Origin of the sequence: Undibacterium sp. TJN25, assembly GCF_049339885.1 — a bacterium.
Classification (GTDB): domain Bacteria; phylum Pseudomonadota; class Gammaproteobacteria; order Burkholderiales; family Burkholderiaceae_D; genus Undibacterium.
The window spans coordinates 352,627-365,816 of sequence record NZ_JBMPPM010000005.1 but is presented as its reverse complement, the minus strand read 5'-3'; the positions used below and the strand labels follow the sequence as shown (position 1 = coordinate 365,816).

Genomic DNA, 13,190 nt, shown 5'->3' with positions numbered 1-13,190 from the left:
TTTTCTGGGCCCATCTATAAAATACGCTCGGCCAGCGCTGCCTTGACGGCGGGGCTTGCGTGCAGTGCTCCTAATACGACAATGGAATCGATGGTGGCTAAAGCCAGCTCTGGCGATACGTCTGTTCCTATGCTTGCCATTCCCAGGATATGAATCTGCAGGCGCTGGTTGGCCGCCTGTACCGCCTCCAGGTCAGCCCTGGAGTAATAATGCAGGCCCAGCACCAGGCTCTTGCGCAGAATGGTCTGCCGGATCACTTCCGAATGCGTACTCAACTGGTTTCGGATCGCGGTGCGGATCAGGTCCGTCCTGTTGGAGTAAAAGCCTTCCTGCACCAGCAAATCGATCTGACCAAGGTCGATGAGCCCCATATTGATCGTAATTTTTTCTGTTTCCACAGTTTTTCCCCGTGCCGCAGGAGCGGCGGGCACAGGCGCATTCGGTATTGTCGGTACTTTCATGTTGTCTCCGTTTTTGATTTTTTGGATTCCATACACCATCTGTATGGATGGTATATTAGTTCAATACCCGATGTTTGCAAGGGTATTGCAGCTTGAAGTTGTCATGAGGGAATTTTAAGTGTGCGTTTAACGAACACTCGGGCAGGCACACTCGTGGGTATGTTGCTGGAAAGGCAAAAGATACAGGCATGCATGCCGGCCCGTGGTTCTGCCGGGCAAACACCACAATGGGCAATGCAGCGTCAGATTTTCCGGTCGCTGCTTTCCCAATAGGGTGCGCGCAGCTTGCGCTTGAAGATCTTGCCGGAATCCTCACGCGGCAGGCTGTCTGCAAACTTGATGAGCCGGGGGACTTTAAATTTGGCCAGCTGTGCCGCCAGCTGGCGACGGATATCGTCTTCCGTCAGCGCAGCGGCATGCTCTTCCCGCTGCACATAAGCGCATAGTTGTTCGCCGAACTCCGCATCGGGAATGCCGAAAACGGCACAATCCTTGACGCCGGAGATACCCAGCAGCACGGCTTCTATTTCCGCCGGATAGATATTCACGCCGCCCGAGATGACCATATCGTTTTTGCGGTCGCTCAAGAACAGGTAGCCGTCTTCGTCCAGCCAGCCCACGTCCCCTACCGTGATATAGCCGTTGCGGCCGGCGGCCTGCCGCTTGTCCGGTTGCCGGTGGTAGGTAAAATCCGGCATGTGCGCAATCTGCACATACACGTCACCAACGACGCCGGGAGCAACCTCCGTGCTGCCTTCATCCAGAATCGCGAACCTGGCGCCGGGTATGGCGCGTCCCACGGTGCCGGGCTTGTTTAGCGCATCGGCCGATGTATTCCTCGCCATCAGTCCCGTTTCAGTGGAGCCGTAATATTCGCTGATGACAGGCCCCCACCACGTGATCATTGCCTGCTTCAACGCCGGGGAACAAGGCGCCGCGCCATGCACGACGTCCTTCAGCGAGCTGAGGTCGTAGCGGCGCCGGACTTCGTCCGGTAATTGCAGCAGGCGATAGAACATCGTCGGTACGATATGCATATGGGTGATGCGGTGGCGCTCTATCAGCGCCAGCATCTGCTCAGGGTCGAAACGCTCCTGCAGTACGATGTCGGCGCCCAGCCGCGCCGCCGTGCTGCCGTAACTGTTGGGAGCCGAATGGTACATGGGCCCGTTCATCAATACCCGCATCGGCTGCTCCGGCGTCAACCCGTAAGCGGCCGCTGTCGCCGCGCTCATTGCGGCAAACTGCTGCGCATTGACGGGATTGCGGCGCACCCCCTTGGGTTTACCGGTAGTGCCTGATGTATAGATCATCACGCCGCGCATGTCCGGCGGCGGCGATGCCAGCGGCGCATGCTGCCCCACCCAGGCATCCCACATCACGACGCCGGGCGGCAAGGCCGCCAGGTCGTTGGCAGAGTCGTTGGCAGAGTCGTTGGCAGAGTCGTTGGCAAATTCGTTGGCAGATTTGTAGGCGGCCAGTATCTCGGGCGGCGTAGTCACGAACAGCAGCTTGACGCCATCCGGCACGCCAGCGGCAATACCGGGCCACAGATCGGTGTGCACCACCAGCACCTTCGCCGACGAATCTGCCAGTACATACTCCGCCTCGGCCGCAGTCGCATGCCAGTTGATCGGCGTCGCATAGGCGCCGATCTGGCCGGCTGCCAGTGAGGCTTCAAAAAACGCAAAATCGTTGCGCAACAGCAGCGCCACGACATCGTCTTCACCTACGCCCAGCGCCTTGAAACCGGCGGCGGCCTGCGCGGCGCGCTGCATGATATCGCTGACAAGACGTTGCCGGTCACCGGCGAATATGCGGGGCGGATTGGTAGAGGCCATGTATTTTTCTCGCTGTGGTGTAGCGTTATAGTTTGATGTCGTCAGCGTCCTGTCTCCCGGCCGCTGCATGAATCTACTCTACACCATCCCGAGATTTTATTCAGTAGCCGGCAACTCCAGGCTCAGCATCGCCGAACTCAGGCACTTGCCATGCGCGTCCAGCGCCAGCGAGCGGGTGACGCCGCCGCCCAGCGCTTTTTCCATCACAAAATTCAACGCACCCAACGCCGGCAGGCTGTAGCGGCGCACTTCGCCTTGAACGACTCCGGCAAAATGCTGCTTCACCCTTTCTGGCGTCAGGTATTCTTCCAGCCGCGCGAAGTCGCTGATGTCGTAGGCGATGACCGAGATATTCGAGATGTCGCCCTTGTCCCCGGCCCGCGAATGGGCCAGCTCCCTCAGTGTTCGTCGTTTTTGTGTTGCCATGCTATGCCTCCAGCATCTGTATGGATGTTCCAACCTGCTGCCGCGGCAGGTAAGTGGACAGCACCGCCACCACATCCCTGGCCGACTTGCTCGCCCCGCCACCGCCGGCGGGGCCGCAGGTATACAAGGCCTCCACTTCATCGCCGATGCGGCGTGCTGCCTGCAGCGTATCCGCGCGCGCGCTGACGCGCAGCCGCACTTCATACGGTTCGGCGCCATGGGAAGACAAGGCGCTGCCGTGTATGGAATTGAGGCCTATCAGGTCGTAACGCACTTCGTCTGCAATGCCGGGGATCTCAACGGCCATCATCTGCAGACGCTGCGCAATGATGTCTTGCGCCAGCTGCGCTCGTGCCAGCGCACCGGGGCCGGCATAGGATATCTGGCCTTCGCCGATGTAGCTGTCGATATAACCCAGCGATACCTTCAGCGTCTGCGGCCGTGCATGCCCGCTCGCGCCGCTGATGCGCACGCGGTCCGGCGCAATTTCTTCTATCCGCACTTGCGAAAAATCCGCCACGACGTCCGGCGTCAGGTAAGCGGCCGGGTCATGTATTTCATACAGCAGCTGCTCCTTGCAGGTGGCGGCAGTGACCTGGCCGCCGGAACCGGCCACCTTGGTGATGACGGCGGAACCGTCTTCAGCGACCTCTGCCAGTGGAAAACCCAGCCGCGCCAGGCCGGCCACATCCTTGTAACCGGGATCGGCAAAATAGCCGCCGGTAATTTGCCCCGCGCATTCCAGCAGATGGCCAACCAGCGTGCCCTGCCCCAGCCTGTGCCAGTCATCCATGGCCCAGCCAAACTCGTGGATTAGCGGCGCCAGCACCAGCGCCGGATCGGCGACGCGGCCGGTGACAACAATATCCGCCCCTTGCGCCAGCGCCTCCGCCAGCGGCTGCGCGCCGAGGTAGGCATTGGCGGATAGCAGCTTGTTGCCGAGCCGGCTGACGGCGGCGCCGGTATCGTCCAGATAATTGCCATCGACTATCCGGTCCAACACGTCGTCTCCGCTGACGGCGGCGACCTTCAGCCCCGCCAGCCCCAGCTCGCGGGCGATTTCTACTATCCTGGCGGCTGCAGCAAGCGGGTTAGCGGCGCCCATATTGGTCAGGATACGCACGCCGTTTTCCTTGCACAGGCGTAGCACCGCAACCATCCTGTCGTCCAGCAAGGGGTCGTAGCCGAGAGCAGGATTCTTCATCTTGCTTTGCTGCGCCACTGCAATTGTGCGTTCGGCCAGGCATTCGAAGATCAAGTAATCCAGGTCACCCTTGGCAGCGAGCTCCACCGCGGGGTCTATGCGGTCACCGGAATATCCGGCGCCGGCGCCTATCCGTATTTGTTTCATGGTTTTCCTTCCGTTTTCCTGCATTTCCTTCATGGCCTGCAGCATGAGCGGTATGCGCTAGATGGGAAAAATTCCCAGCAGCACGCAAGCGATTGTCATGACAACCGATGCGCCGAACAGGTATTTGAATGTGTATTTCTGGTGGTCCGCCAGGTCTATGCCTGCCAGGCCTGCCACCAGGAACGTCGCAGGCGTCAGCGGGCTGACGGGGAAACCGGTTGTCATCTGCCCTAGCAATGCTGCCTGTGCAACCTGTATCGGCTGCACGCCGAGTATCTTGCTGACCTCGGCCACTACCGGCAGCACGCCGAAGTAAAACGAATCCGGATCAAACAGCAGCGACAGCGGCATCGACAATAAGCCGAGCGCAAACGGAATGTGCGACGCCATCTCCGGCGGCACAAAAGCCACGGCGGTCTTGGCCATCGCCGTCAGCATGCCCGATTTACTCATGATGCCGGTAAACACGCCGGCAGCGAACAGGATGCCGGCCATCAGCAGTGCCGCCTTCGCATGTGCATCGATACGGGCCCGCTGCATATCTACGTTGGGATAATTGATCATCAGCGCCAGCACCACGCCCACCATGAACATGACGACAGGGTCGATCTTGCCGCTGATCATTGTGCCGAGTACAAAAACGGTCAGTACGATATTGACCCAGAAATTCCTGGGTTTGCGTATAGCCTTCTGTTCTTCGCTCAGTTCATGGCTGTGGGAGAAACCTGCAGGGGCGCCCTTGGTCAGGCCCAGCCTGACTTCCTCTTTCCGGCCCAGCAGGTATGACACGGTGAACACAAACACCAGGCCCACTATCTGTACCGGGATCAGCGGCATGAAGATTTCACTGACAGGAATATGCAGCGCCGCCGACGCCCGTATCATCGGCCCTGTCCACGGCAGGAAATTGACGCCGGCCGCCAAAGACGCGACGCACGCCAGGATGCGTTTGTCGATACCCAGCCGTGTGTAGAGCGGCAGCATGGCCGGTATCGTCACCAAGAAAGTTACCGCGCCGGAGCCATCCAGGTGGATCAGCAGGGCCAGCAAGGCCGTGCCGGGCACGATGCGAGTGGGCCTGCTGCCGACCACACGCAGGATACCGCTGATGACCGGGTCCAGCATGCCGGCATCGGTGACGATGCCGAAGAACAGGATGGCAAACACAAACATGCCGGCCACCGGTGCAATGCCGGTAATGCCGGCCACGATGAATTTGGACGTCTCCATGCCGAAGCCGCCCACCAGCGCGGCAATAATGGGGATGGCGATCAGCGCCACCAGCGGCGACATCTTCTTGGTGAGGATTGCCGCAAGTAATACGACGATGGTGATGAAACCGAGTAAAGCCAGCATTCTTGTCTCCTGTCTGTTTTTTTATCCCCTGCTGTGGCGCTGAGGTGTTTTTATTCTGACTTCCTCTATTAATTTAGTAAAATGGTAAATTACGATTGATTAAACCGTTTTTCCGATCAATAAATGAGCGCCAATATTTCCACCCGCCTGCTGTACGCCTTCCTCGCGCTCGATGAACTGAAGCATTTCACGCGCGCGGCGGAGCGCTGCCATGTCTCGCAATCGGCGTTCAGCGTAATGATCCAGAAGCTGGAAACGGCGGTCGGCGCCAAGCTGTTCGAGCGGGATACCCGCAACGTCACGCTGACGCCGGAAGGCAAGCTATTCGTGGATGTGGCGCGCTCACTGACGGCAGAAATTGAATCGGCATTTGCCGACATGGCGGAATATGTGGAAAAGCGCCGCGGCCGGGTTGCCATTGCCGCGCTGCCTTCGCTGGCCGCCAACGGCCTGCCTGCAGTGATCGCCGCTTATAAAAAGCTGCACCCTGGCGTGACCGTCACGCTGCACGATGCCTTGTCCGACCAGTGTCTTGCGCTGCTGCGGCAAGGCAAGGCCGACCTGGCGCTGACGGCGCCCGGCCCCAACGTGCAGGAATTTGATGCCGGCACCTTATGCAGCGACCCGTTTTACCTGGTATGCCGCCGCGACCACAGACTGGCGAAAAAACGCAGCATCCAGCTGGAAGACCTGGCCGGATGCGAGATGATCCACCTGGCGCGCTCCACCAGCGTCAGGCAGCATGTGGATATCTTGCTGCGCAATGTAGCCACGATTTCTACCGGGCTGGAGGCGGAACACCTGGCAACGGTAGCAGGCCTGGTGGAACAGGGCCTGGGCATTTCACTGGTGCCGGAATTGACGCTGTTCCAGTTCCGCCAGCTGAACCTGGTCGCCATCCCTGTGGAAACCGAAGGACTGGTGCGCCCTATCCTGATCGTCAAGCGCAAGTCAGAAAGCCTGTCCATTGCGGCGCAGGCGATGCTGGACATGATCACGAAAGAGCTTGGGACGCCTGATCCAGCGCCGGAAAAGCAGAGGAAGAGGCGGAAATACCAGCAAGTCTAGGCGCTTGCGTGGGGCTTTGTTACAATCCATGCAATAGTCTCCAATTCAATGCCACAAAAGATACTAAGTGATTCAGCGCACGGGCGCGGGCCATGCTTTCCGCTAGGATAGGAGGCAAAACAAGCAAAGAAATCCCGCCCAGTCTATGGCCGGGATGCTCAAAATACTTTTACTTCAGGAAGAAATATGCTCGGTTTCGATATCCGCGTCGCCAAGATTACATGGACAGTGTTCCTCGTTGCCTTTCTGCTGTTCATTATTTATACGGTGTCGTCCACGCTGCTGGTGGTCGTGTTTTCCATCTTCTTCAGTTACCTGATCTATCCGCTGGTGCAACTGGTGGAGCGCTACCGCCCGGCGCGTATGCCGCGCACAGCGTCGATTGCTCTGGTGTTTGTGCTGGTGGTGGCGATTGTGGCGGTGGCCGGCTCCATCTTCGGCTCGCAGATCCAGGACCAGGCAATCAAGCTGAGCCAGCAGATTCCCGAACTGCTGGACGCCAAGAACGTGTCCGACCGGATACCGCTGCCGGACTTCCTGGAGCCGCTGCGCCAGCGGGTGCTGGAATTTGTGCGTGGGCAGGTGGTCAGCAATGTGGACCAGGCGATGCCGCTGGCGCGCAACTTCGGCGTCAGCGTCATGCATGCGGCCAGCAACCTGATCTACCTGATCCTGGTGCCGGTATTGAGTTTTTTGCTGATCAAGGAAGCACCGGCCATCCGAGAAGAGCTGCTGTCGTGGCTGAACTATGCAAACAAGCGCATGTGGTCCGGCATCATCAAGGACCTGGATGTGCTGCTGTCCAAATATGTGCGCGCCTTGCTGCTGCTGTCGATCGCCACGCTGATCAGCTATGGCATCGTATTCTCGCTGCTGGGCGTGCCGTATGCCTTGCTGCTGGCCAGCATCGCGGCTGTGCTGGAATTTATTCCCTTTGCCGGGCCGCTGGCGGCAGTGGCAATCGCAGTTGCGGTATCGGTGTTCAGCGGCTATCCGCACCTGGTCTGGCTGCTGGGTTTCATCTTTGCGTACCGCATGTTCCAGGACTATGTGCTGAATCCTATCCTGATGAGCGAGGGCGTGGAAGTCAGCCCCCTGCTGGTCATCGTAGGCTTGCTGGCGGGCGACCAACTGGGAGGCGTAGTCGGCATCTTCCTGTCGGTGCCGGTAATTGCTGCACTGAAGATCATCTTCGTGCGTGCCAGCGCCTCGCGCAGGGAAAAACTGCTGATGCAGCAGCGCGAGATTATCCAGGAATAAATACACCCAGGAGCACCATGCGCCGCTCCTGCCTGCCGGCCCTGCAACACCGTCTTACAAGTTTTAAGACGGTATTGCAGGTATTTAGTGCTGCAGACTGAACTCAGGCCTGCTATATTCATCTAAATTTTTTTTGACCGAAGCGAATATGAAAAAACTGATATTACTGGCAAGTCTGCTGGCCGCTGTTTCAACAGTCTCTGCCGTTTCGGCAGCCGATGTTGCCAAAGACAAAAAAGCCGTCAAGCCTGCTAGCGCGGCAACTGCAGCTCCTGCCAGCAGCCCGGCTGCCGACGTTACTATCAGCAATGCTGGCAGCCCCACTGGGCGGCCAGCCGACTGGCGCGTCATCAATGATGACGGCAGCACGGAAATGAGCCTGGATGCAGCATCAATCCGCCAGATCGGCAGCATGCGGGAAGTGTGGGCAATGTGGAACTTCAAGCAAGCCAGGCCAAACAAGGGCGATCCCAGCTTTCCCGCACTCAAGTCTTATCAGGATATGTATATCCTGAATTGCGAAGATAAGACCATGCGCCTGAGCAAGGAAATCATCTATGCCGAAAACTATGGTGCGGGCGACAAGCGCGACCATTCCGATGCGCTGACCAATATGAGTTATGAAAAGCCGGCGCCGGATACCGTTGCTGAAACCATGGTCAACGAAGTCTGCAACCTGAAGATGCCGAAGAAATAAGCTCCGCAAACATCCGCTGGCACCATAAAAAAAGCCGGTACCTTCACAGGTACCGGCTTTTGTATTAAAGCAAACGGATTAACGCAGCTGGATATGCATCAGCTTATTTCGCCGCCAGGCTTTGCGGCTTGTCCCAGCCGCCGCCGACTGCCTTGTACAGGCTGACGACAGCCGCCAGGTGGGCGCGCTTGGTATCGATCAGGTTGGCTTGCGCCTGCAACAGGTCGCGCTGTGCATTCAGCACTTCCAGGCTGCTGCTGTAGCCATTGTCGTAGCGCAGTTGCGCCAGGCGCAGGCTGTCTTTCAGCGCGGCCACGCGACGCGTGGTCGATTCCATGATCTGCTCGTCAGACTGTATGTTGGTCAGCGCATCATGCACATCGCGGAAAGCGCCCTGCACGGTCTGCACGTATTGTGCCAGCGCCTGGTTCTTGCGCGCTTCCGCCCCCTGGACAACCGCACCAATCGCACCGGCACGGAAGATAGGCTGGGTCAGGCCGGCACCCAGGTTCCACATCAGCGACGCAGGATCAAGCAGGCTCCTGAAACCAAGCGATTCATAGCCATAACCGGAAGTCAGCTTCACATCCGGGAAATATTGGGATTTGGCTTGACCGATATCGGCGTTGGCGGCAACCAGATTCTGCTCGGCTGCGAGAATGTCAGGACGACGGTTCAGCAAATCCGATGGCAGATCGGCCGGCACCACGAGTTGCTGGTACAGGCCATCCAGCGGTGCACCGCGGGCGATCACCGGATTCAGCACCGCACTCGGCGCACGGCCCAGCAATACCGCCAGCGTCGATTCGGTAACAGCTCGTCCCTGCCTTGCCTGCTCCAGCACAACCTCGGTTGACGCGGCTTCCGACTCTGCCTGATGCAAATCCAGTTCACCGATAGAGCCTGCGGAGAAACGTTTTTGCTGCAGACGCAGGTTTTCCTGGCGGGTTTGCAGCGTGGTTTCCGCAAGGCTTACCTGAGCGTCGTACGCCCTCAATGCAAAATAGCTTTGCGCCACATTGGAGTACAGCGTAGTCAGTACGACGCCGCGATTGGCTTCCTGCGACAGCAGACGCGCACGTGCTGCCTCATCCGCGCGGCGCAGTTTGCCCCAAAAATCAAGCTCGTAGGAAGCGGTCAAACCCAGCGTGTATTCATTGTTCACCAATGGAAAGCCGGCAGGGATCTGGCCGGAATTTCCGCTGGTACGGGCTCTTACGCCATTCAGGTTGGCGTCCACAACCGGATACTTGTTCGAATTAGTGCCTGCCTGTACCGCACGCGCTTCTTCGATCCGGCCGGTTGCCAGCACCAGGTCCTGGCTGTTGGCCGCAGCCTCATCCAGCAGGCCGCTCAGTACCGGGTCCTGGAAGGATTTCCACCATTGCAGCAAGTCTACTGCTGCAGTCGGCTTGCTTGAGGCGGCAGTACCCAATGTTGCAGGCGTATCCAGTGCCGGACGTTTGTAGTCGGGTCCGACTGTCATGCAGCCTGCCAGCATCAGGCTGGCTGCCAACACGGACAGCGGCAATTTCGGGAATGAAATTGAGAGTGTCATATGCTTATTCCTTACCCTCAAGGGATTGAACGCTTTGATGTATATGTACCGGATGGACAAAGTCCAGCTCGGTGGTCTTCAGGCGCTTGTCGAAGATCAGCTTGAAGAACAGCGGTACAAAGAAGATCGCCAGGAAAGTCGCCGCCAGCATGCCGCCGAATACACCCGTACCCAGCGACTGCCGCGCACCCGCGCCGGCGCCATGGGAGAACGCCAGCGGCGCCACGCCCAGGATGAAAGCCAGCGAAGTCATCAGAATAGGCCTGAAGCGCAGGCGGGCCGCTTCCAGCGCCGCTGCCACTGGCGCATAACCTTCATGCGTTTTCATCACGGCAAACTCGACGATCAGAATCGCATTCTTGGCCGACAGGCCCAGCAAGGTGACCAGACCGATCTGGAAGTACACGTCGTTGTTAAAGTGACGCAGGGTTACCGCCAGCAGCGCACCGAAGATACCGAAAGGCATCGCCAGCAGGATGGAGAACGGCAGCGACCATCTTTCATACTGCGCAGCCAGGATCAGGAAAATCATCAGTACGCCGGCGCCGAGGGCAATGCCGCCCGCGCTGCTGCTGCGTTTTTCCTGGAACGATGCGCCGCCCCAGTCGTAGCCTACGTCGGAAGGCAATACCTTGGCAGATACACGTTCCATCGCTGCAAGTGCCTGGCCGGAGCTATAGCCCGGTTTGGCATCGCCCAGCAGTTTAATGGATGGCAAGGCGTTGAAACGCTCTACCGAATCCGGGCCGCTGATGAAGCGCACGGTCGTGAACGAACGCACAGGCACCATTTTGCCAGCCTTGGAGCGCACATAGATATTGCCGATATCGTCAGGCTTGGAGCGGAACTCGCCCTCGGTCTGCAACTGCACGGTATAAATGCGGCCGGCTTTGTTGAAATCGTTGACGTAGTAGCTGCCCAGCGTTGCCGCCAGCGTGTTGTAGATGTCTGACAGCGCCACGCCCTGGGCGCGCGCTTTTTCATTGTCCACGTCCACGTACAGTTGTGGCGAATTGGCTTGGAACAGGGTTTTCACGCCAGCCAGTTCAGGCTGTTTGTTGGCTTCTGCCAGCAGTGCAGGCAACAGTTGCGACAGACGCTTGACGCCGCCTTCGCCTTTATTCTGCAGGTAGTACTCAAAGCCGCCGGTCTGGCCCAGGCCCTGAATCGCAGGAGGCGCAAAGAACAATGGCAAGCCTTCCTTGATGTGGCCGGTTTTACCGTAGCTCTCGCCCACCAGCTGTGCCGCGGACTGGTTACGCTCTTCCCATGGTTTCAACGGGAAGAACATGGTTGCAGCAGAAGATTTCAGGCCGCCACCACCCAGGAAATCGAGGCCGACCAGTGCGAAGGTCGTATCGATATTCTTGTTGGTTTTCATGATGTCTTCAACTTTTTTCACCATCGCGTCGGTGCGTTCCAGCGAAGTGCCTTCAGGCATGATCGCGGCACCGATGAAGTAGCCCTGATCTTCGTCCGGCACCAGGCCGCCCGGCACGATTTTCCACAGGAAGCCGGTGGCAATCAGCATGCCGACGAACAACACGACACCCAGCAATGCGCGCTTCATGAAGAAGGTAACGCCGGCGGTATAGCGGCCGGTCAGGCGGAGGAACGCGCCATTGAACCAGGTAAAGAAGCGGTTATGCTGCTCTGCGCCCGGCTTCAGCAGCACTGCGCACAGCGCAGGCGTCAATGTCAGCGCAACGATACCGGACAATACCACCGCGATGGAAATCGTCACCGAGAACTGGCGATACAATTCGCCGGCCAGGCCGCCCAGGAAAGCAATAGGACCGAACGCGGCAACCAGCACCAGCACAATTGCAATGACGGGACCCGTCACTTCATTCATCGCTTCAATCGCAGCGTCACGCGGGCTCATCGCCTCTTCGTTCATCAACCGCTCAACGTTCTCCAGCACCACAATCGCATCGTCGACCACAATACCGATCGCCAGCACCATGCCGAACAATGTCAGCGTATTAATGCTATAACCCAGCAAATGCAGACCCGCCAGCGTACCGATCAGGGATACCGGCACCGCCAGGGTAGGAATGATCGTCGCGCGCCAGCTTTGCAGGAACACGTATACCACGATGAACACCAGCACCATCGCTTCGCCCAGGGTTTTCAATACCTCGGCAATGGATTCGGTCACGAAAGGCGTGGTGTCGTAAGGCGTGGTGTAATCCATGCCTTCAGGGAATTTGGCTTTCAAGTCCTTGAATGTCACGTCCACGGCCTTGCGTACGTCCAGCGCATTGGCGCCGGTTTGCAGGAAGATACCGATATTGGCAGACGGATGGCCATTGACGCGGCCGTTCAGGTTGTAATCCTTGGAGCCCAGTTCTACCCTGGCAACGTCCTTGATACGTATCGTTGCGCCGCCCGGTGCGGATTTCACGATGATATTGGCAAATTCGCCCGGCTCCAGCAAGCGGCCTTTGGCCGTTACCGTCATTGTCAGTTCTTCGCTGTTGTTCGGCGTGGCGCCGATCTTGCCGGCGGCATACTGTGCATTCTGTTCGTTGATTGCATCGGAAATGTCGCCGACGGTTACACCCAGCTGCGCCATGCGGTCAGGGCGCATCCAGATACGCATTGCGTAGTCTTTTGCACCGAAGATCTGCACGTTGGTCGTGCCGGGAATACGCTTGACCGCATCCAGGATATTTTGCGTCGCATAGTTGGACAGGTACAGCGCGTCATAACGGTTGTCCGGCGAGAACAGCGCGCCTACGACCAGGAAGTTGGACGAGCTCTTGGAGACCGTCACACCCTGACGCCTGACTTCCTGCGGCAACTTGGCATCGGCCTGACGCACGCGGTTGTTGACGTTCACTGCAGCGATATCGAGGTCGGTACCGACTTCAAACGTCACGTTGATGGAAACGCGGCCGTCGGCAGACGATACGGAATCCATGTACAGCATGTTTTCCACACCGTTGATCTGTTCTTCAATCGGCGCGGCAACCGTGCGTTCCACTACTTCAGCGGAAGCGCCCGGGTAGACAGCAGTCACGTTGACCACCGGCGGGGAAATTTCGGGGTAGCGCGAAATCGGCAGCACCCTTAAAGCGGCCAGACCGGCCAGCACGATAATCAGCGACAGAACGGTCGCGAATATCGGGCGGTTAATAAAAAATTTAGAAAACATAGAGGTTCCTTA

10 protein-coding genes are annotated in these 13,190 nt (G+C 58.3%); 3 read left to right on the top strand and 7 right to left on the bottom strand.

Features of this window, described 5'->3' with window-relative positions; all coding sequences use genetic code 11:
- Positions 1-14: 14 nt before the first annotated feature.
- From ACO0LO_RS15005 to ACO0LO_RS14985, 5 genes are all read right to left on the bottom strand, one after another.
- Complete coding sequence (locus tag ACO0LO_RS15005; protein WP_422965037.1) at positions 15-461, bottom strand: CopG family transcriptional regulator; 447 nt, start codon at positions 459-461, stop codon at positions 15-17.
- Between the two features lie 242 nt (positions 462-703).
- A complete protein-coding gene (locus tag ACO0LO_RS15000; protein ID WP_422965036.1) occupies positions 704-2,302 on the bottom strand; it encodes an acyl-CoA synthetase in 1,599 nt (532 codons plus the stop codon).
- Positions 2,303-2,398: 96 nt separating this feature from the next.
- Entirely contained in the window at positions 2,399-2,728 is a 330-nt protein-coding gene (locus ACO0LO_RS14995; RefSeq protein ID WP_422965035.1) for an AtuA-related protein, read from the bottom strand.
- Position 2,729: 1 nt separating this feature from the next.
- Entirely contained in the window at positions 2,730-4,079 is a 1,350-nt protein-coding gene (locus ACO0LO_RS14990) for an acyclic terpene utilization AtuA family protein (protein ID WP_422965034.1), read from the bottom strand.
- Between the two features lie 57 nt (positions 4,080-4,136).
- Positions 4,137-5,435: a CitMHS family transporter gene (locus ACO0LO_RS14985; RefSeq protein ID WP_422965033.1), complete on the bottom strand. Its 1,299-nt coding sequence runs from the start codon at positions 5,433-5,435 to the stop codon at positions 4,137-4,139.
- A 123-nt stretch (positions 5,436-5,558) separates the two neighbouring features.
- Here ACO0LO_RS14985 and ACO0LO_RS14980 point away from each other — a divergent pair, with 123 nt between their 5' ends.
- From ACO0LO_RS14980 to ACO0LO_RS14970, 3 genes are all read left to right on the top strand, one after another.
- Positions 5,559-6,503, top strand: a complete 945-nt coding sequence (locus tag ACO0LO_RS14980) for a LysR family transcriptional regulator (RefSeq protein WP_422965032.1) — start codon at positions 5,559-5,561, stop codon at positions 6,501-6,503.
- Positions 6,504-6,689: 186 nt separating this feature from the next.
- A complete protein-coding gene (locus ACO0LO_RS14975; RefSeq protein WP_422965031.1) occupies positions 6,690-7,763 on the top strand; it encodes an AI-2E family transporter in 1,074 nt (357 codons plus the stop codon).
- A 148-nt stretch (positions 7,764-7,911) separates the two neighbouring features.
- Positions 7,912-8,460 (top strand): surface-adhesin E family protein, encoded by a 549-nt coding sequence (locus ACO0LO_RS14970; RefSeq protein ID WP_422965030.1) that lies wholly within the window; start codon positions 7,912-7,914, stop codon positions 8,458-8,460.
- Between the two features lie 103 nt (positions 8,461-8,563).
- On the opposite strand, the gene ACO0LO_RS14965 is transcribed toward ACO0LO_RS14970, so the two are convergent.
- Positions 8,564-10,018 carry an efflux transporter outer membrane subunit gene (locus ACO0LO_RS14965; protein WP_422965029.1) on the bottom strand — a complete coding sequence of 485 codons (1,455 nt, stop codon included), beginning with the start codon at positions 10,016-10,018 and terminating at the stop codon, positions 8,564-8,566.
- A 4-nt stretch (positions 10,019-10,022) separates the two neighbouring features.
- Complete coding sequence (locus ACO0LO_RS14960; RefSeq protein ID WP_422965028.1) at positions 10,023-13,178, bottom strand: efflux RND transporter permease subunit; 3,156 nt, start codon at positions 13,176-13,178, stop codon at positions 10,023-10,025.
- Between the last annotated feature and the right edge of the window lie 12 nt (positions 13,179-13,190).

Excerpts from the sequence above, each read along its gene's own strand:
- ACO0LO_RS15005 (WP_422965037.1), bottom strand. The coding sequence starts at position 461 with ATGAAAGTACCGACAATACCGAATGCGCCTGTGCCCGCCGCTCCTGCG.
- ACO0LO_RS15000 (WP_422965036.1), bottom strand. The coding sequence starts at position 2,302 with ATGGCCTCTACCAATCCGCCCCGCATATTCGCCGGTGACCGGCAACGT.
- ACO0LO_RS14995 (WP_422965035.1), bottom strand. The coding sequence starts at position 2,728 with ATGGCAACACAAAAACGACGAACACTGAGGGAGCTGGCCCATTCGCGG.
- ACO0LO_RS14990 (WP_422965034.1), bottom strand. The coding sequence starts at position 4,079 with ATGAAACAAATACGGATAGGCGCCGGCGCCGGATATTCCGGTGACCGC.
- ACO0LO_RS14985 (WP_422965033.1), bottom strand. The coding sequence starts at position 5,435 with ATGCTGGCTTTACTCGGTTTCATCACCATCGTCGTATTACTTGCGGCA.
- ACO0LO_RS14980 (WP_422965032.1), top strand. The coding sequence starts at position 5,559 with ATGAGCGCCAATATTTCCACCCGCCTGCTGTACGCCTTCCTCGCGCTC.
- ACO0LO_RS14975 (WP_422965031.1), top strand. The coding sequence starts at position 6,690 with ATGCTCGGTTTCGATATCCGCGTCGCCAAGATTACATGGACAGTGTTC.
- ACO0LO_RS14970 (WP_422965030.1), top strand. The coding sequence starts at position 7,912 with ATGAAAAAACTGATATTACTGGCAAGTCTGCTGGCCGCTGTTTCAACA.
- ACO0LO_RS14965 (WP_422965029.1), bottom strand. The coding sequence starts at position 10,018 with ATGACACTCTCAATTTCATTCCCGAAATTGCCGCTGTCCGTGTTGGCA.
- ACO0LO_RS14960 (WP_422965028.1), bottom strand. The coding sequence starts at position 13,178 with ATGTTTTCTAAATTTTTTATTAACCGCCCGATATTCGCGACCGTTCTG.